General features: G+C 60.0%; 16 protein-coding genes. 6 read left to right on the top strand and 10 right to left on the bottom strand.

The window, feature by feature from the left end; genetic code table 11:
* The first annotated feature begins 26 nt into the window (after positions 1-26).
* Both IPM54_43065 and IPM54_43070 read left to right on the top strand, forming a co-directional pair.
* Positions 27-515 (top strand): hypothetical protein, encoded by a 489-nt coding sequence (locus tag IPM54_43065; GenBank protein MBK9266557.1) that lies wholly within the window; start codon positions 27-29, stop codon positions 513-515.
* A 180-nt stretch (positions 516-695) separates the two neighbouring features.
* A complete protein-coding gene (locus tag IPM54_43070) occupies positions 696-2,114 on the top strand; it encodes a lipase maturation factor family protein (GenBank protein MBK9266558.1) in 1,419 nt (472 codons plus the stop codon).
* Positions 2,115-2,491: 377 nt separating this feature from the next.
* Here IPM54_43070 and IPM54_43075 read toward each other — a convergent pair whose 3' ends face one another.
* The 6 genes from IPM54_43075 to IPM54_43100 form a co-directional block, all read right to left on the bottom strand.
* Entirely contained in the window at positions 2,492-2,944 is a 453-nt protein-coding gene (locus IPM54_43075) for a hypothetical protein (GenBank protein ID MBK9266559.1), read from the bottom strand.
* A 26-nt stretch (positions 2,945-2,970) separates the two neighbouring features.
* Positions 2,971-4,080 (bottom strand): S-(hydroxymethyl)glutathione dehydrogenase/class III alcohol dehydrogenase, encoded by a 1,110-nt coding sequence (locus IPM54_43080; GenBank protein ID MBK9266560.1) that lies wholly within the window; start codon positions 4,078-4,080, stop codon positions 2,971-2,973.
* 182 nt (positions 4,081-4,262) lie between these two features.
* Positions 4,263-7,058 carry an AAA family ATPase gene (locus IPM54_43085; GenBank protein MBK9266561.1) on the bottom strand — a complete coding sequence of 932 codons (2,796 nt, stop codon included), beginning with the start codon at positions 7,056-7,058 and terminating at the stop codon, positions 4,263-4,265.
* Complete coding sequence (locus IPM54_43090) at positions 7,000-7,908, bottom strand: serine/threonine protein kinase (GenBank protein ID MBK9266562.1); 909 nt, start codon at positions 7,906-7,908, stop codon at positions 7,000-7,002. The genes IPM54_43085 and IPM54_43090 overlap by 59 nt, the downstream gene beginning before the upstream one ends.
* A 42-nt stretch (positions 7,909-7,950) precedes the next feature.
* Positions 7,951-8,406, bottom strand: a complete 456-nt coding sequence (locus tag IPM54_43095; protein MBK9266563.1) for a PaaI family thioesterase — start codon at positions 8,404-8,406, stop codon at positions 7,951-7,953.
* A gap of 14 nt (positions 8,407-8,420) precedes the next feature.
* Positions 8,421-9,194: a glucose 1-dehydrogenase gene (locus IPM54_43100; GenBank protein MBK9266564.1), complete on the bottom strand. Its 774-nt coding sequence runs from the start codon at positions 9,192-9,194 to the stop codon at positions 8,421-8,423.
* 154 nt (positions 9,195-9,348) lie between these two features.
* On the opposite strand from IPM54_43100, the gene IPM54_43105 reads away from it, so the two are divergent.
* From IPM54_43105 to IPM54_43120, 4 genes are all read left to right on the top strand, one after another.
* On the top strand, positions 9,349-10,071 hold the full coding sequence (locus tag IPM54_43105) for a hypothetical protein (protein ID MBK9266565.1): 723 nt from the start codon (positions 9,349-9,351) through the stop codon (positions 10,069-10,071).
* A 75-nt stretch (positions 10,072-10,146) separates the two neighbouring features.
* Complete coding sequence (locus IPM54_43110; protein ID MBK9266566.1) at positions 10,147-10,515, top strand: S-adenosylmethionine decarboxylase; 369 nt, start codon at positions 10,147-10,149, stop codon at positions 10,513-10,515.
* Positions 10,516-10,598: 83 nt separating this feature from the next.
* Complete coding sequence (locus IPM54_43115) at positions 10,599-12,170, top strand: peptide MFS transporter (protein ID MBK9266567.1); 1,572 nt, start codon at positions 10,599-10,601, stop codon at positions 12,168-12,170.
* A gap of 92 nt (positions 12,171-12,262) precedes the next feature.
* Positions 12,263-13,744, top strand: coding sequence for a sel1 repeat family protein (locus tag IPM54_43120; GenBank protein MBK9266568.1), 1,482 nt, complete (start codon positions 12,263-12,265; stop codon positions 13,742-13,744).
* 41 nt (positions 13,745-13,785) lie between these two features.
* Here the strand turns inward: IPM54_43120 and IPM54_43125 are convergent, their stop codons facing one another.
* The 4 genes from IPM54_43125 to IPM54_43140 form a co-directional block, all read right to left on the bottom strand.
* A complete protein-coding gene (locus tag IPM54_43125; GenBank protein ID MBK9266569.1) occupies positions 13,786-14,688 on the bottom strand; it encodes an ABC transporter ATP-binding protein in 903 nt (300 codons plus the stop codon).
* Positions 14,685-15,035, bottom strand: coding sequence for a hypothetical protein (locus IPM54_43130; protein ID MBK9266570.1), 351 nt, complete (start codon positions 15,033-15,035; stop codon positions 14,685-14,687). Before IPM54_43130 ends, IPM54_43125 begins: the two co-directional genes overlap by 4 nt.
* Before the next feature lie 469 nt (positions 15,036-15,504).
* Entirely contained in the window at positions 15,505-16,356 is an 852-nt protein-coding gene (locus IPM54_43135; protein MBK9266571.1) for an ABC transporter permease, read from the bottom strand.
* A gap of 680 nt (positions 16,357-17,036) precedes the next feature.
* Positions 17,037-17,912: a hypothetical protein gene (locus IPM54_43140; GenBank protein ID MBK9266572.1), complete on the bottom strand. Its 876-nt coding sequence runs from the start codon at positions 17,910-17,912 to the stop codon at positions 17,037-17,039.
* Between the last annotated feature and the right edge of the window lie 24 nt (positions 17,913-17,936).

Here is a 17,936-nt window from a genome sequence, read left to right on the forward strand (position 1 = left end):
ATACCCGATGATGGTATTTTCATACGATGCTACATCGCCATTTCTTCAACTTCCTCACGCTCGCCATTCTTCTCACCACCCCGTCCGCGATGGCCGACGAGCCTTCTGGCTGGCAAGTCGGCACGCCGCCTCCTCCGCCGCCGCCCCCTGCACCGTCGCATCCGCATGCGCCCACCACGTTCGTCGTGGAACAGCGATCGCTCGGTGAACCGACGACGCGCATGGCAAGTCCCGTCATGTTCGGCATTGGCGCGGCGCTCGGAGGCATGGGCCTCATTTCGCTCGGCACCGGATATTTCGTCTATGACGATGCCCCAGAATGCAACGATTGCCCTGGCAGTGAAAAACGAGGGCTCGGCACGGGGCTGATGGTGGGAGGCGCACTTGGTTTGGTGGTCGGCCTGCCGCTTGCATTCATTGGCGCGCGCCAGGTTCCCGATTCGCCCGCGTGGGCGCGCGCGGTGCCTACGGTCTACGTATCACCCCGCGGCGCGGCGCTTCGCTTTACATTTTGATGGCGCGTTCAGGGTCATTTCCGGTATCGTGCGCTCGTGGATCAGGACGTTGCGCGAATTCGTGACAATCCTTTGCGGCGCCTTTTCGAATCGCAGCGCCCTTACGTGCTCACCCGATTCGTGTTGCTGCGGCTCCTAGGATTCGTGTACTTCATTGCATTCCTGGTCGCATTTCAACAAATGGGGCCGCTCATCGGGACCAGTGGCCTGCTCCCCGCGAACGCTTTCCTCGATTTCGTCGTCACCCGCTTCGGCTCGAAGCTTGGTGCATTCCAGCAGCTCCCGACGCTCCTCTATTGGTTCGGTGCGACCGACGGCGTGCTTTTGACATTTGCGTCGATGGGTCTCGCGCTGTCGCTCGCCGTCATGTTCGGCGTGACCAACGCGATTGTCCAATTTAGTTTGTGGCTGCTTTATCTGTCGCTCTCGCGTGTGGGACAAATATTTTATGGTTATGGGTGGGAAATCCAGCTTTTGGAGACCGGCTTCTTATCGATTTTTCTATGCCCTATCCGCGAGTATCGTCCATTTTCGAGTGCCCCGCCGGCCATGACGATGGTCCTTTTTCGATGGCTCATCGTACGCATCATGCTCGGAGCGGGCCTCATCAAATTGCGAGGCGATCCGTGTTGGCGCGACTTGACGTGCCTCGTCTACCATTACGAAACGCAGCCGATTCCGAGTCCAGCGAGCCTCCTTTTTCACCAGCTTCCAGCCGGCGCGCATTCCGTCGGCGTGGGCTTCAATCATCTCGTCGAGCTCATCGCGCCGCTTTTCGCATTTGGGCCCCGCCCTGCGCGAATCATCGCGGGCGTCTTGTTCGTGACGTTTCAAGCAACGCTCATCCTGAGCGGAAACCTGTCCTTTTTGAATTGGCTCACCATCGTCCCGGCCATTGCATGCTTCGACGACGACGCATTACGAATGGTGTTGCCAAAGAAACTGCGTTCGTGGTACGACGAGAAGTCCGTACCAAAGCCATCGCAGCCGCAATTGATCACTGCGTACGTGGCCGCTGCGTTCGTGTTTTTTCTGAGCATCGAGCCTGTGCAGAATTTGTTTTCCGACAGGCAGCGCATGAACAGCTCGTTCAATCCGCTCGCGCTCGTCAACACCTACGGCGCGTTCGGTTCGGTCGACAAAGAGCGATTCGAAGTGGTGCTCGAAGGAACGGCCGATCCATTGCCGAGCGACAAGGCCCGCTGGCTCGAATACGAATTCCCTTGCAAACCGGGCGATCCCAAACGACGCCCTTGCCTCATTACGCCTTACCATTATCGTTTGGATTGGCAGCTTTGGTTTGCGGCGAAATCGACCGTCGAGCGACAACCGTGGTTTTTGCACCTCGTGGACAAACTTCTCCGCGGTGAGACAACGCCAAAATCGCTCTTGGCCAGCGATCCATTCCCCGACAAACCTCCGCGATTCCTTCGCGCAAAGCTCTACCGGTATCGTTTTACGCACATAGGCGACGGCAAAGACGCATGGTGGGAGCGGGAATACGTGCGCGAATGGATGCGGCCCGTCGGCAAGGACGACCCGGCGCTTGAAAAGACGTTGGTCCAGTATGGGTTGAAAAAGCCTCGGGGCGGGTTTTAGAGGCTGTCTCAAAACTCGGAACGCGTATCCTCGCCCAGCCCCGCGCGGGGTTGAAACCCCGCGCTACACGACAAGAAGTCCTCGCGCTACCGCGCTCGGACTAACGTCATGGCTGCATGGCGAGGCCTGCAATCTATGCGAAATCGTCGAGGATTCTCGATGACGATCCGAAATTCCACAAGGCCAGTCCCGAACGGTAGTGAGGGACTTTTGAATGTGTAGCGCGGGGTTTCAACCCCGCGCGGGGGTGCAAACGGGTTAAGTTTGCGCTCGTGGGGGGTCCCACTGTTCGAGCCCGCGAAGCGGGCGAGTTTGGGGGGCACCGCGAGTGCCGAGAAATCGAGCGCTCCACAAGCACAATCAATGCAGACGGCACGCTACTTTGGCGTCGCGAATTCGAGCGTCTCGACGACGACGTTTCCGGGGGCTCGGAGGTCGACTGCAGTCACCGGCTTTTTTTGCGACACGAATTCTTGGATTTGCATCGAAAGAGGTCCACTTTCGATCTGCCTGTCCGAAAAGACCACGTACACTTTGACGTTCCCGTGACCTTTTGGCATCTTCAGCGCGCGACTCGTAATGGGCACACCCGCCGGACATTCCAGAGAAAGCTGATCCTCGGTCGCCGTATGTAGTTGCACGTAACCGGTCGCCGTTACGACGAACACGTGACAATACGGCGGCAGCCCCTCGGCCGGCACCAGCTCGACCGAGGTCGCATCTTTCTGAATCATCGCGACTCGCTGCGCACGAGATGGCGGTTCGGGCTTGGAGCAGCCGGAAAGCCCCAGGGCGAGGACCAAAACAAGCCATGCGGCTTTCATGGGCATGTGTCTACCCCATCGCAGACGCAGCGTCAAAATGTGACGACCGAGCGGATCGACGTGCCGGAATGCATGAGGTCGAACGTCTCGTTGATGCGCTCGAAAGGCAGGACGTGCGTCACGAGGTCATCGATGTTGATCTTTTTCTCCATGTACCAATCGACGATTTTCGGAACGTCCGTGCGACCTCGAGCCCCGCCGAATGCGCTGCCTTTCCAAACGCGCCCCGTGACGAGCTGGAACGGGCGCGTGGCGATTTCTTGCCCCGCCGCCGCAACGCCGATGATGACGCTCGTCCCCCAACCTTTGTGGCAACACTCGAGCGCCTGGCGCATGACTTTCACATCACCCACGCATTCAAATGAAAAATCCGCACCGCCATCCGTGAGGCTCACGAGGTACGAGACGAGGTCTGCGCCGACTTCTTTCGGATTGACGAAGTGCGTCATGCCAAACTTTTCGCCAATCGCCTTGCGCGCGGGGTTGATGTCCACGCCGATGATCATATTGGCGCCCACCATTTTCGCGCCCTGAATGACGTTCAGACCAATGCCTCCAAGGCCGAAGACCACGACGTTGTCACCAGGACGCACGTTTGCCGTATAGATGACCGCTCCAATGCCCGTCGTGACGCCGCAGCCGATGTAGCACACTTTGTCGAAAGGTGCGTCTTTGCGAATTTTTGCCACGGCAATTTCCGGCAGCACCGTATAATTGGCAAACGTCGACGTACCCATGTAATGGTGTACCATCGTGTTTCCAATGGAAAAGCGGCTCGTCCCGTCGGGCATGACGCCTTTGCCCTGCGTCGCTCGAATGGCTTGACACAAATTGGTCTTTTTCGACAAACAAAATTTACATTGGCGGCATTCCGGCGTATAGAGTGGAATCACGTGGTCGCCTTTGACCACGCTCTTCACCCCTGGTCCCACGTCGACCACGACACCTGCGCCTTCATGGCCCAGAATGCACGGAAACAGTCCTTCGGAATCTTTGCCGGACAGCGTGTAGTCATCCGTGTGACAAATCCCGGTCGCCTTGATTTCGACCAGGACTTCACCTTCGCGGGGTCCATCGAGATCGACGGTTTCGATGCTCAGCGGGGCGCTTGGTCGATGTGCAACGGCAGCCTTGATTTTCATCTTCAGTTCCTCCGACGCATCGTTAGCGCGACAAACGGGGATGCTGCAAGCCAAATGTTGCATTGAGATCGTGGGGATGAATTTTTTGGTGCTTGCGGGGGGCCCCACTGTTCGAGCCCGCGAAGCGGGCGAGTTTGGGGTCCCGCGAGCGCCAAAAAAATTCATCCCTGCGATCGAGGCTCTCAGCCAGAACCACATCCCCACGCTTTGGCCAATTCGAGCGTCCGCACGTTTTCTGGAACCACCTCCAAAAACCACTTTCGCCACGACGCATCCCGTATCTTCTCGGCCCTCTCCATGAGCCTGCGATACGCGACCGTTATCGCATTGCGCGCCTCCGCCTCACGCTGCGGCCCAAGCGATGCCAGCGCCTCCGCTCGCACGAGTCGCACCGTCGATTCGCCTTCCTCGATACCCCCCAGCGCATCGAGAATCCGCACCGCTTCTTCCGCAGGCTCCAGCGCGCCGCGCGTATCCCCTCGCACGAGCGCAATCTGCCCGAGCACCGCATACGCATGGGCTCGCACGGGCGGATGATTCGCAAGCAATTCAATCGCCGCCGTCACCTCACGCTCGGCAGCCTCGACGTTGCCCGAAGCAAGCCGTATGATCCCCAAGTAAAGCCGAGCGCCACCTTCGAGACGGCGTAGCCCCTGGCGCGCATACATCGCCAGCGCATCTCGCTCGACCGTCAGCGCTTCATTCAATTGACCGCGACGCGCCAATGCCAATCCAAGGTTCAACTTTGCTTGCGCGACGAGCGGCACGAGCCCCATTCGTTCGGCCCTCGCAAGCGCGTCACGCAATGCAGATTCGCTCCTCGCCCAATCACCCAGCTCGTTGGTGCACGAACCCACGTTGATTCGCTGCACGCAAGCATTGCGAAAATCCCCCACTTCCTCGAAACGCTTCGCCGCCGCCTCGAATTCGGACACGCTCGTCCCCGCGTCACCCGCAAACATCGCGCGCAATGCTCGTGCACGATGCACCGATGCCAATACCTCCGGATCGATCGCCACCGTGCGCCGCTCCAAATCGTCGAGCGCCGCGAACATGGCCGCGACATGGTCGTGATGACCCGCCATCAGCAATTGCAAAGCAACACGCGCCACCGCAATCACATGCGGCCCGCCCGCTTCGCCATCCGCTCCAAGCCTCGTCAATGCGTCGAACATCTCGATCAGCGCACCATCGTCCCCGAGGTTGCCCGCAGCCAATGCAACTTCGCCCGTGGCGCTGTACCAAAGCGGACTGCCCCCTGGCAAAAATCGCATCGCATCGCGCCCCGCATCGAGCGCCGCTCGATGATCGCCCCGGTACTTGCACGCCTGCGACTCGAATAACTTCAGCGTCCCACGCACTTCACCCGCAGGCGCCGCAGGCAATCCCCGCGAAACCCACTGCATCACCAAATCGAAATCCCCCGCCTCGAACGCTCGTTCCGCCGCCAGCGCTGCCCACGGCACCGCGCGATCATCCGCGCCTCCACAATAAAAATGCTCCGCCAATACCGCCGATTCCGTGCCGCCCATTCGTTCGAGCCATTCGGCAAGACGCACGTGAAGCCGTTTCCGTTCGGCGTCGTCCAGCATCGAATGCGCCACTTGTCGTATCATTGGATGCGTGATGGCATATTCTTCACCCCACGGCGTCCGGTGACCTCGACGAAAAACGAGCGACGCATCGAGCAATTCTGCGAGCGCTTGACGCTCGGATTGCCAAGGATCCACCCCCGGTGTTCGCGCCTGCGCAGCCACCATCGAAAACAATGGCGTTTGCCAAAAAACCCGACCATACACGCTCGCCGCACGAAGCAATCGCTGCGCCCCGTCCGAAAGCGACGAAAGCGTGCGACGCGCGATATCCTCGAGCGACCCCGCCAGCGGCGCAGCAGCGTCCGCCTTGACGGCGCGCGCGAGCAGCTCGAGCCGCAACGGTTGACCATTTCCGCGCTGAACCACCCGCGCTATCTGCGCAAGGTCCACATCTGCGCCCAGCAATTGACGTGTCACCGTATACGCGCAGTCGCCAGGGAGCGGCGCCAATGAAATCGCTCGCCCGCGCGGGCCCGAAGCAAGACGCCCCCTTTCGGTATCCGTCGCCAAAATGAACAGCGGCCGATTTCCCAGCGTGTTCAATGCGCCTTCAATCAGCTTCAAACTTGCATTGTCCGCCCAACCGAGATCATCGATGACGACCAGAACCGGGCGCACCGAGCATTCTGCAACGAGCCAATCTTCCAGCGCGCGACGCAATTGATCACCCATCAGACGAGCATCTTGCCGAGCGGCACGTAATGGCACGCTGAGGTCGTCGGGAAATGGAATATCGGCAAGCTCGCCGAGAAATTCCACGATACGAACCGCATCGGCTTCGTCGAGGTGCCGGGCCAAATGTTGCAAAAGCTTGTCACGACGCACCGATGGTTCATCACCGCAACGAATCTGCGCCGCATTGCGAATCACTTCGGCCACGAGCCCCAATGGAGCCGCTCGCGCATGGGGATCCGTTGCCCCGGCAAATACCGTGATGGGACGCACGATACCTTGCGCGTCGACCAGTCCCCCGCGTTCATCCAGCACGCGGAGCACCTCCATCAACAAACTCGTTTTTCCAATCCCCGCTTCACCCACGACCACCATCGACGACGGTTTCACGGAAAACGCGGCGGTGCCAAATGCCTGAATGATCTCCGCTACTTCCTTCTCGCGACCAAGGCACGATGTCTCGAGCCCCTGAAATGCGAGCGGAATCATCGACACATTTTTTTCGGCCGCGCCCATTGCAGCAGCAACATTTCGTGGAAGCTCCTGCGTTCGTGCTCCCGAAGTCGCCAGCTCGCGATACCAAGAATCGAGCGGCACGGTCGCCCGCGAAGTCCCCGATTGATAGGCTTTCGGCAATAGCTCGTCGGGGAAATCATCCACGTTCGTCACTTCGAACGGATTCTCGATGAGCGAATCTCTCTCCCGTTTCATCGAGAAACGCGCCTTGCACCCACGGCGTCTCCGCGTCGTCGAGCATCGCGATTTCTCGCGCCACGGCAGCGCCGTCTTCCGGCCTGTGCGCAGGATCCGACGACAACATCCGCGCGATGATTTCGTCGAGCGCAGCGGGTACGTCGGGACGAACATCCACGGGCCGAGGTGGTTCGGGGGCGCGCATTTTGGACAGCAACACCATGAGATGTTCTGCTTCGAATGCAGGGCGACCCGTCAGGCATTCGTACAACACGCACCCGAGCGCAAAAACGTCGGCGCGCGGATCGATCGTCGGTGCTCCAATGATCTGCTCGGGCGCCATGTACCCCGGTGTCCCCAGCAGAATGCCCGTTCGCGTTGCCGGCCGCGTCGCTTGCGGACGCGATATCCCGAAATCGAGGATCTTGGCTTGTGCGATGTCGCGATCCGGCAAGAACAGGTTGCTCGGCTTGATGTCCCGGTGCACGACCCCTCGCGCATGCGCCGCCCCCAATGCTTGCGCAACGCGCATCCCCAGCGTCACCGTGTCCGCAACGGCCAATGGCCCCCGTTTGCAGCGCTGCGCAAGGTCCTCGCCTTCGAGCCACTCCATCGCGAGAAAAAGCTCACCCGAAGGCGTGCTCCCGTGCGCGATGTACCGAACGATCCCCGGATGATCCAGCTCCGCCAGCACGTAACTTTCGCGCGCGAAGTGTCCGGCAAACCGAGCTCCCTCGGCATGCAGCACTTTGAGCGCCACGGGCGTGCCCGTCGTCCGATCGATCGCTCGATACACGACAGCCATGCCGCCTGAGCTAGCAAGCCGCTCGATCTCGAAACGGCCCGAAACAAGCTCAGCCGCAATCACGCCGCGAACATAGCGCGGACGAGCGGCCAGCGTAAAGAAACTTCACCAGCGATGGTACGCGGGATGCCCTTCCTTCACCGCGACGAACGTACCGCGACACGTCGCGGTGACCTTGCCATCCGCCTCCAGCGTCGCCTCGACCACGCATCGATCCGAAGTCGCCTCCGCGATGCGCGCTCGCAAAAAGACCCGCGATAGCGGCGTCGGACGACGCAGCTTCACGTGGAAATCCGCCGTGACCGTGCACGGTGGTTTGTCCAAGCCATGCATCTTCATCAAGTACCACGCGGCGGACCAATTCGAATGGCAATCGAGCAGCGCGCCGATGATCCCGCCATTCAGCATGTTTGGAAACGCTTCGTGGTGTTCTTCCGGAACGAATTCCGCAACGGTCTCGTCACCTTCGACGCGGCTCTTGATGCGCAGGCCTTTGTCATTTGCAGGACCGCAGCCGAAGCAGCGGCTTTCGGGGGCGTACTTGTCTTGTAGGCTTTGCATGGGCAGTTCCTATTTCAAGTATGCGCGATCGTCACGCCGCCGTCGACGACGACCGTTTGTCCCGTCACGAAGCTCGACGCATCCGATGCCAAATACAAAACCGCCCCGGCGATCTCGTCGGGCACGGCATATCGACCGAGCGGCGTTTTTCCAATAAAACGGTCAGCGATGTCCTTGTTGTGTACGATCGCCGCCGCAAATTTCGTATCTACCAAGCCCGGAGCAACCGCATTCACACGAATTTTGCTCGCAGCCAGCTCGACCGCGAACGTTTGCGTCATGGAGATGACGGCAGCTTTGGTCATCCCGTAAATGCCTTGCATGACGGCGGCGCCGAGTCCCACCACGCTCGCAATGTTGATGATGCTCCCAGGGGCGTCCCGATCGATGAGGTGTTTGGCAACTTCGCGAATACCGTAAAAATATCCCTTCACGTTGACCTCGAAAGTCTTGTCGAACGCGGGATCATCGGCGGTGATCAGCGGGCCGAAGTGAGGGTTGGTCGCCGCGTTGTTCACCAAAATGTCGACCTTGCCAAACGTGGAAACCACACGCTCGACCAGCGCCTTCACATCGTCCGGTTTGCCCGTGTGGCATACCTGCGCCAAAACGTCGACCCCCGCTGCGCGCAAACGGTCGGCCGCGGCATCCAGCCCCTCCTTCTTACGCGATGCAATGGCCACTTTTGCACCACTTTGCCCGAGCGCTTTCGCGATGGACTCGCCAATGCCCCGGCTGCCGCCCGTCACGATCGCCACTTTGCCTTCGACATGGATCCAGTTGGTCATGATTTACCCCCATCGTCATCGAATCCCGGTGCCCTTGGCAAGTTTCTACCGTTGGGCGTGAAGACGATTCCCGCATCCGTTTGGCACGTGCGCTGCACTGTCGCTCGGTAGGGCGGCGCTCGATTCCAGAGCCCCGACCAGGGGGAGAAGAATCATGAAGCACAATTTGGGAATCGCGATCGCGGCATTCGCGTTCGCCGCGGTAAGCGCCTCGTCGGCCATGGCACAAACTGCGCAGGTGACACAGGTGACGACGAGCGATGAACGCATGCCTCGCGGCACCGTTCGCGCACCCGCGAACGCATTTGAAATCCAGGTCAATACTGGCTACGCGCAAGGCTTCGGCCCGCAAGTATCCGCGACCGACAATGTTGGCGCGACCGGAATCGGTCAGCCTGGCATGGGCGCGGGCCTTGGTCTTGCCTATCGCGCAACGCCGAATGCTTCGGTCGGCATCGTCGGCTCGTACTCGATGGCCGATGGTGCCGGCGGGACCGATCTACGAGGAGCCACTGCGGGCCTCGACGCGACCTACCACGCCAATCCGTATCAACGGCTGGACCCGTTCCTGTCGCTTGGCACGGGTTATCGCATGCTGTGGCAAAGCCGCGAAGGCGCGACGCCCGATAGCTTCACGCACGGCTTCCAGCTCGCGCGTGCGGCCATCGGTGTCGATGTGCGTCTCACCGACGACATTGCCATTGCACCGACCGTGGGCGGCGACGTGAACATGTTTTTGTGGAGAAACACCACCGGAACCAGGACGGAGATGATCGACAGTCCCAAGGTCAATGCTTTCCTGTTTGCCGGCGTTGCGGGTCGTTTCGACATGGGTGGACAGCGCCAGCGTCCTCCCATGTTCGTTGGACGCCGCTAGCTCTCCGACGCTGACCCGAAATGACGAGGAGACCCTTGTTGGAGCTCATTCCCGCGGCTATCTCCTCGTCACCGCATGAAGCTGTTCGTCCTGCTCGCCGTCTTCGACGCCTGTCCCGAAGCCTTTCTCAATGACACCGTGGCCCTACGGGCCGCGCTCGATCTCGCCGTCGCGCGTGGCCCCTTCACCGGCCTCGGCACGCTCGTCGTTCCCTTTTCACCTCAAGGCGTCACCGCGTGTGCGGTCGTTGGCGAAAGTCACATCGCTCTCCACACCTGGCCCGAAGAGGGTCGTCTCTTTGTCGACATCGCCTCGTGCAGCACCCTCGAGAGCACCAAGCGCGCCCTGGGTGCCATCCGCGAATCGTTACCAGCCGGAAAACTCGTTCTCCTGGACGAACGCATCCTCGACCTCAGCAGAACGCCCCAGCCTCCCCATTTTTAGCCAGCCTTCAGAGCACACCACGCTTGCGTCCGTGACGCACCCTGCGTAAAACCGCGTTTCGGTTTGCCGCCGGAGGAGCCTCGATGTCGACAGAGCTAGCAGAGCCCGAGCCCGCGAAACAGGAACCAGCGTGGGTTGGACCGAAGTCGAAGAAGCAGATTCTCGGCCACCCTGCGGGGCTCTTCGTGCTCTTCACGACCGAGATGTGGGAGCGCTTCTCGTACTACGGCATGCGCGGCCTTCTGAAGCTGTACATGGTGAACTACCTGTTCGTCACGTACCGCCAAAGGCTTCAAGGACAGGCTTACGACGGCAGCGGAAGCCCGGGCGAGATCTTCGGATGGAACTTCATCCGTAGCCTCTTGCCGCAAGACGATCCGGCCACGCTCACCCAGTGCATCACCAACAAGGTCAACACCCTCGTCGCGGGAGACAAAGCCGCGGGGCTTGCACCCGTCGCGCAGGACGTCGCGCAAAAGATCGCTGAACAGACATGTGCAATGCAGGGCCCCGCTTCCGTCATCTACGGCTGGTACACGGGCCTCGTGTACCTGACCCCGGTGCTCGGCGGCTTCATGGCCGATCGCTACTTGGGCCAGAAGAAGAGCGTCTACATCGGCGGCACGCTCATGGCGCTAGGGCAGTTCATCCTGTTCGGCGCGGAAAACCTCTTCTTCGTCGGCCTCTTGTTCCTCATCGTCGGCAACGGGTTCTTCAAACCGAACATCTCCACGCAGGTCGGTAACCTCTACAAACCCGGCGACAAACGCCGCGACGGTGCCTTCACCATCTTCTACATGGGCATCAACCTCGGTGCGTTCCTGACGAACCTCGTCTGCGGCACGCTCGCGAAGGGCAGCGGTTGGCGCTACGGCTTCCTCGCCGCCGGCATCGGCATGTGCATCGGCCTCGTGATTCAGTTCTTCTTCGGTTCGAGCACGCTCGCCCCCGACACGCTCAAGAAGAGCGACGACGCCAAGGAAACGGTGCAGGCCCCCAAGGAAGAGAACGAAGGCCAACGCGTCGGCGCGCTCGTCTTGCTCTGCGCCCTCAACATCGTCTTCTGGGCCGTCTACGAACAGCAAGGCAACACGATGCAAACCTGGGCCGACGAAAAAACCGTCTGGCCCGTCATCTTCGGCTTCCAAATCCCATCCACCTGGTTCCAATCGTTCAACCCGTTCTTCATCTTCCTCTTCGCGCCGATCCTCGAACGCATCTGGGCCAAGCAAGCGCAAGAAGGCAAAGAGATGTCGAGCGTCACGAAGATGGCCGTCGGATGCATCATCCTCGGCATCTCGTTCCTCGTGATGGTCGTCGGTGATCAGGTCATTGGCAGCAGCGGCAAGGGCAGTCTTTTCTGGCCCGTTCTCTGCACCATGATGCTCACCGTCGGCGAGCTCTACCTTTCGCCCATCGGCCTGTCGCTCGTGACGAAGGTTTCGCCGGTGCGCCTCGTGTCGATGATGATGGGCATCTGGTTCCTATCGAGCTTCTTCGGCAACATCCTTTGCGGCTACATCGGCAGGTATTACACCCTCTGGTCCGCGACGAACTTCTTCCTGATGCTCACGGGCCTCGGCGTCGCCGCAGGCCTTGCCATTGCCGCGTTCAACAAGCCTCTCCGCAAAGCCATGGGCAGTCACTCCACGTGACCGCCGCCTGAGCGTCCCCCAAATCCCCCCTTCATCCACGCCTCCGCCGCAATCGTTGACATTCCGCTTCGAGCCAAGCGTAATGCGGCGACATGCCCACCGTACGCTTGCCTCTTCACATTGGCGTCGATGCCCTTTGGCGAGCTGCCTGGGCCAGCGCATTGCTCCTCCCCGGCGCCGTCCTCGTCGCAACCAGCGTGCACCTCGACGCTGCACACCAAGCGCGCATCGTGCTCGGAGTCATCGGCGCCGTAGCTCTCTGCATTGGCATTGCCCTCATCGTGTATGCATGGTCCGCCCGCGCGAGTGACGCCGTGTTCGGCGCGGATGGCATGGGCATCGAGGGAGGGCGTCATGGCGGCACGACGCTTCGCTGGGAGGAAATAGCGGCCGCGCGTATCCATGCCGACGCGGCGGGGTTTGGCCATCAACTGAAGCTGACGACACGAACAGGCCAAACGCTCGTCCTTGCAGATGCCGTCGACGCTACGGAAATCGCGTCGCTCGAATCGCTTGGGCAAACCCTCAAAGCGCGTCTCGGCGAAGAGCCCGAACCATTGCCTCGACGAGCCGACCTCGCTTGTTGTGCCCGGTGTGGCGCGCCATTGCCGCCCACGGACCAGCAGAGCATCTCGTGCATCGCGTGCGGAGCGCCAAACCCTGTCGATCCTCGCATTCGCGAACGCGTCACCATGCAAATGGCCGCCGATCGAACGCAGCAGGCGACGGCCCTTCGAATCGAGCGCCTTTTGCGGCAACCCGGCGCAAATATGGCCAGCGTCACGTTGGCCTTGGCCGCTCTGGTCAGCGCATTGGTGTGGGCAGCCGTGGCCGCTGCATTTTGGATCGTCGGCTCCGACGCGCTCGATGCGTTTGCCATTGGCGTTGGTTTTTTCAATGGCTGGGTCTTCACGTTTGCGATGTTCAGTTTTGCGCGCATTGCATTGGCGCGTCGCCGCGCATTGCTCCTCCTATCCACCACGTTTGGCGCGCGACCTCCCGTAAAACCCGGCGATGCGCCGGGTTGTCGTCAATGTGGAGCGCCTTTGCCCGTGGGCGGCAGTGTTCTCGTCGGCTGCATTTATTGCGGCACGCAAAGCGTCTTGGGCATCAACGTGCGCCCTTTGCTCCGCCGCGTGCAGCAGCATGGCCATTCGATTGAAAAACTGCTTGGCGAACAAGCAGCCGAGCGCTCTTCGTGGATCAAGCTCGGCCTCATTGGCGTCCTTGCGACCGGTATTGGCGCGCTCGTATTGATGGCGCAAATTGTGGTCGCGCAGGAATTTGCCGAGGAACGAGCGTCCTGCGAGCGCGGTGTGGTCAAGGCATGCGCCGACGTCGGATTGAGTTATTACGTCGGCAGCTCCGTGCGGGAGGACAAGGCTGCTGCGTTTCGTTATCGGAAACGAGCGTGCGACGGTGATCATGCCGAAGCTTGTCGGGACATCGCATTCCAGCTCGAGCTTGGCATTGGTGTGCCGAAGGATCGTGAACAGGCGAAAGCGCATTACGAAAAGGCGTGTCGTCTCGGTTTTGCCAAGGCGTGCGACGAGCGGAAGGAATTGGATGAATAGCGGGTGGGGGGGTCGCTGATGGATTCGGGGCGACTTGCTCGTCACCGGAACAGCGTCAAAAATTCTTTTTCGAGCGATTGTTTTTCCGCGCTGATTTCTTCGATATCGACGCCCATCGTCACCAGGCGGCGCACCAATTCCGGGATCGTCGCGTCGGGCGTCAATAGAAGCGTCGGCAATTCGGATTCGCCTGCCATTCGTTCCGCCGTGATTCCGCTCTGCAAAACGGTCTCCACGTCTTTTTCGCGCGCCACCACCAGTCGAATTCGCGATGGCCCCGTATGTCGCAAATCCAAATCTTTCAGAATTTCACCCGCTCGCACCAGCAGCACGCGATGACAAATCCGCTCCACTTCCGTCAGCATGTGGCTCGCGAGAAAAATGGTCGTCCCTTCGGCCGCCACGTCCGTCAATAGCTTCCGCAAATCGACGATGCCTGCCGGATCGAGCCCGTTCGTGGGTTCATCGAGCAGCAGCAATCTTGGTTTTTCCATCAGCGCTTGCGCCAAACACAAGCGCTGCCGCATCCCCAGCGAATACGTGCGCACGGGACGCGTATCGTTCGGATCGAGCCCCACCTGTTGCAACGTTTGCACAATCGTCGCCGCCGAGGCCACGCGCCGCAGCCCTGCCAGCATCTCCAAATTGGCTTTCCCCGAGATATGTGCAATGAAACCCATTTGTTCCAGCACGAGCCCAATGCCCACGGGCGTTTGCAATTCTTTACCGCCCATCGCCGACCCCAGCACCGTCAATTGCCCCTCCGTCGGCAGGCTCAGCCCCGCGATGATACGCATGAGCGTCGTTTTTCCCGCTCCATTGGGACCGATGAACCCGACGATTTCACCGGGCGACAGCTCCAAGTTCACGTGGCGCAGGGCCCAACGTTTTCCATAAAGCTTACCCACGTCCCGGAGCGACGCGATCGGAGCTGAATCCGTCATATTTCCTCCCGCCGCATGCGCCACGAGCCGATGAGGGCGATCAAGACGAACATCGTGGTGCTCATGATGAAAAAAGTGCCCAAGGACATGGAGGCATTGTCGAAATGTTTTTGGGGGCTCATCAAGTAACCAATGCAAAAGAATCGCAGATAGGGTGAATTGATGTGCCAGTACGCGCCGAGGCTGGCCAGCACCCATGCGGCGATGGCGCCGAGCACGACGGCGGTATTGCGGAAGAGCGTCGACACGAGCAGAATGGTCGAGCCACCGATCCAAAGGCCCCACGCGGCGTACGCGGCGACGAGCACCGAATAGATCGGCAGCGGCAGCTCGACCGGAATGGTCAATACATCCAGGGGATTCTCGCGGGAGCATGGGCCACATCGAGGAAGGCGGCACCATGATGAAGCCGACGAGCAAGCTCATGAGCCAACAGACACCGATGAACAGAAAGGCCATGATGCCGATGGCGCCCATGTTGCCGAGAAAGTACAGACGCCGCGAGGGCATGCGTATGGCGAAAAGCGCCGCGGAGCCTTGGTCACGCTGGCGATGATAATGGTCGCCGATCAATAGCAAAAAGCCAAAAGCGAACAAGAAGTGCAGCACGTAGGTATGTTGGAGCAACGTGGGAAAGATGTCCCACGCGTCGACGGGGCGGATGATTTTGTATTCGCGAAAATAAAAGCTGGAGCGTATCGACGACGAGGCCTGCGGCGAGCGCGAAGAGCGCGGTGACGAGCGCCCAGCGCCAGCGAACGAAGCCGCTGAGAAAGCTGAGCGTCGTGGACCGCCCGAGGGCCCGGAGAAGCTCCATCAGGCGATTTCCTTTTTGGCGATGATCCATTTGCACAGGGCAGCAATGATCAGAGAGAAAGCCGTCCAATAAAGGAAGGGGAGATAGGGAAGGAGCCAGTGGGGCAGGGATTTTAATGACCAGTCGTAATCGAGCATGAGGTATCCTTCGGGATTGAGCGCATCGCTGACCTGACGCATGATCACGACGCTGATAATCGTGAAGATGGGTGTCGCTGCGATTGCAACGTACTCATTTGCAACGATGAGCCCGGCAAGCACCCCAACGAGCGATAAAGCTGCGGCGGCGGTAATGAGCATCGCTGCGACGAGCAAGTCATGAGCAAAGGGACTGTATGCGAACAATGATTTGACCGGCCCCTCGATCCACACGGGTTCGAGGTAAGGCGCACGTCCTGGAATCCACATCGTGAAGACATATGCAAAGAACGCAAGAATTGCGACAAGCGTAATCAGCGCACTGCTAGCGGCTGCGCCAAGCATTTTGGCGATAATGTAATGCCAACGCGAAACGCCCTTGGCAAAAATGCCGAGGGTAATACCGGCGCGCCGCTCCGCCGCGAGCGATCCCCCCATCACGCCCGCCACCAGAGGAATTACCTTGAAGAGCCAGAAGTGGTTACGACTGAATGCACCTTCGGCATAATAGAGGAAGTCTTGAAAATCACCAAGCTTCTGCCGCCACTCTACCTCCTGGTACGCTAGAACGATGGCGACGGCAAGGACGGGTAGCGCACGAATCAGGCGCAAGTTCCGCTTGACATCATGCCACACGAGATGCGCTACCACGTCATCACTCGCTCGAAGTTTTTCCTTGACGGCACGACTACTTGCTGACGGTGTAGCGGCCACGCACGATGACGGTGGCTATCGCCTTGTGATAAACGCGGAGCTTGCGCCGTCAGTGCGCCTCCTTGCTCTCGTACTTCCAGGTAACCGTCGTTCTGCATCCGCGGACGCCCTTTGACTAGAACGTTGTCCTTCGTTGGTGTCGCTCAAAACCTTGAACTCCGCGGGCTCCCAATGTTCCTTGCCATCCTCTTGAATCGAGTACACCTCGATCGTCAACAGTCCCCGCGCCGGAATGTTGAACTTGGGCAACTTGCAATCCGTATCGCCCGACCACGGAACCGTACATGTAAACTCGTCGGCGTACGCCAAGTTCGTCACGGCCAACCACGCCGCGACAATCGCAACTCCCACCCCCGAAAGCAAGCTCCAAGTCCGCATCGCCCGAGTCCTCCCGGTTCGTCCAATTGTTACATCAGCCCATCATACGAAAACATCGTCACCGAACCACCATGCGACGTCAATGGGCGCAGTACCGAACGCCACTTCGAGCCCACAATTCCCCAATCACCCCTTCACAACCTGCCCATCCTCTCCCATTCCCCCAATCAGCCCCCGTACCCTTTTCACCGTAATGCTTTCGCCACGACAAAACCCCCGGCCGCCGGGCCGCATGAATGCGGGCGTCTCGACGGGTCGAGGGCGCTTTGGACAATGGTTGTGACGGGGTCGAATGGGACGGGTTACTTCTTGGATTTTGCTTTGAGCGCGGCGGCTTTTTCGAGCAGCGCTTTGGCTTGCGCTTCCAGGTCGTCAATGGCCTGCGCACGCGCTTGCCGCTCTTGCTCGGCCTTGATTTCGTTCTCCGCTTCCTCTTCGAGCTTCTTCAATAACACGCGACGCTCTTCCAGCTTGACTTCCAGGTCTTCAATCGACGCCTTCACCTCGTCGATCGTTTCTTCGTCGTCGCGCACCGGCTCGCTGTAAAAGAACCCATCCGCAAAATCTTGCGGCAGATTCGGATGCTCGAAAGTCAATTTCGCCAAACCGCCGTGAGCTTCCTTCCGGGTCGCATTCAGTTTGTCGATGAATTGCTTGCGCTGGCCCACCGTGCGAAAATGACGATTCGCCGCTTGGGCCTTTTCCCGCTCGTCACGCGCAGCTTCCCCTGCGGCAACCAGCGTCGCGGCTTCGGGCGCGAGCGCTGCGAGCGCTGGGACGCCGCATTTCCCGAGCGTATCGGCCCAATCGGTCATGGCGTCGAGCTGTCCGCCAAGCACGGGGCGGCGAAACTTGCTGAGGCTCTTGTTCTTGAAAAGGGCCGTGCGAATTTGCTTCCGCGTCGGACCATCGGTATGGTCGTCGACCGCGCGCGATACGCGACCCGCGAATGCGTCGATGCCTTGATCGGCCTTGCTCACCAAAGCTTGCGCATTGGACAAGGCATCGAGCCGTGCGATTTCCTCGAGAAGAACGGTCTGCCATTCTTCCCGAATCGCTTGGAATGTGGGTACGTAGATGGCCGCCAAGGGCTCCTTCGATGCCCGCGCGAGGGTATATTGGATTTCGCGCAGCACCGAAAGAAGGCCCGTGACATAGGCGATAATTCGGGCAGACATGGGGGCACGGTACAACGGATGACA

Source organism: Polyangiaceae bacterium (genome assembly GCA_016715885.1).
In the GTDB taxonomy this organism is placed as follows: Bacteria; Myxococcota_A; Polyangia; order Polyangiales; family Polyangiaceae; genus Polyangium.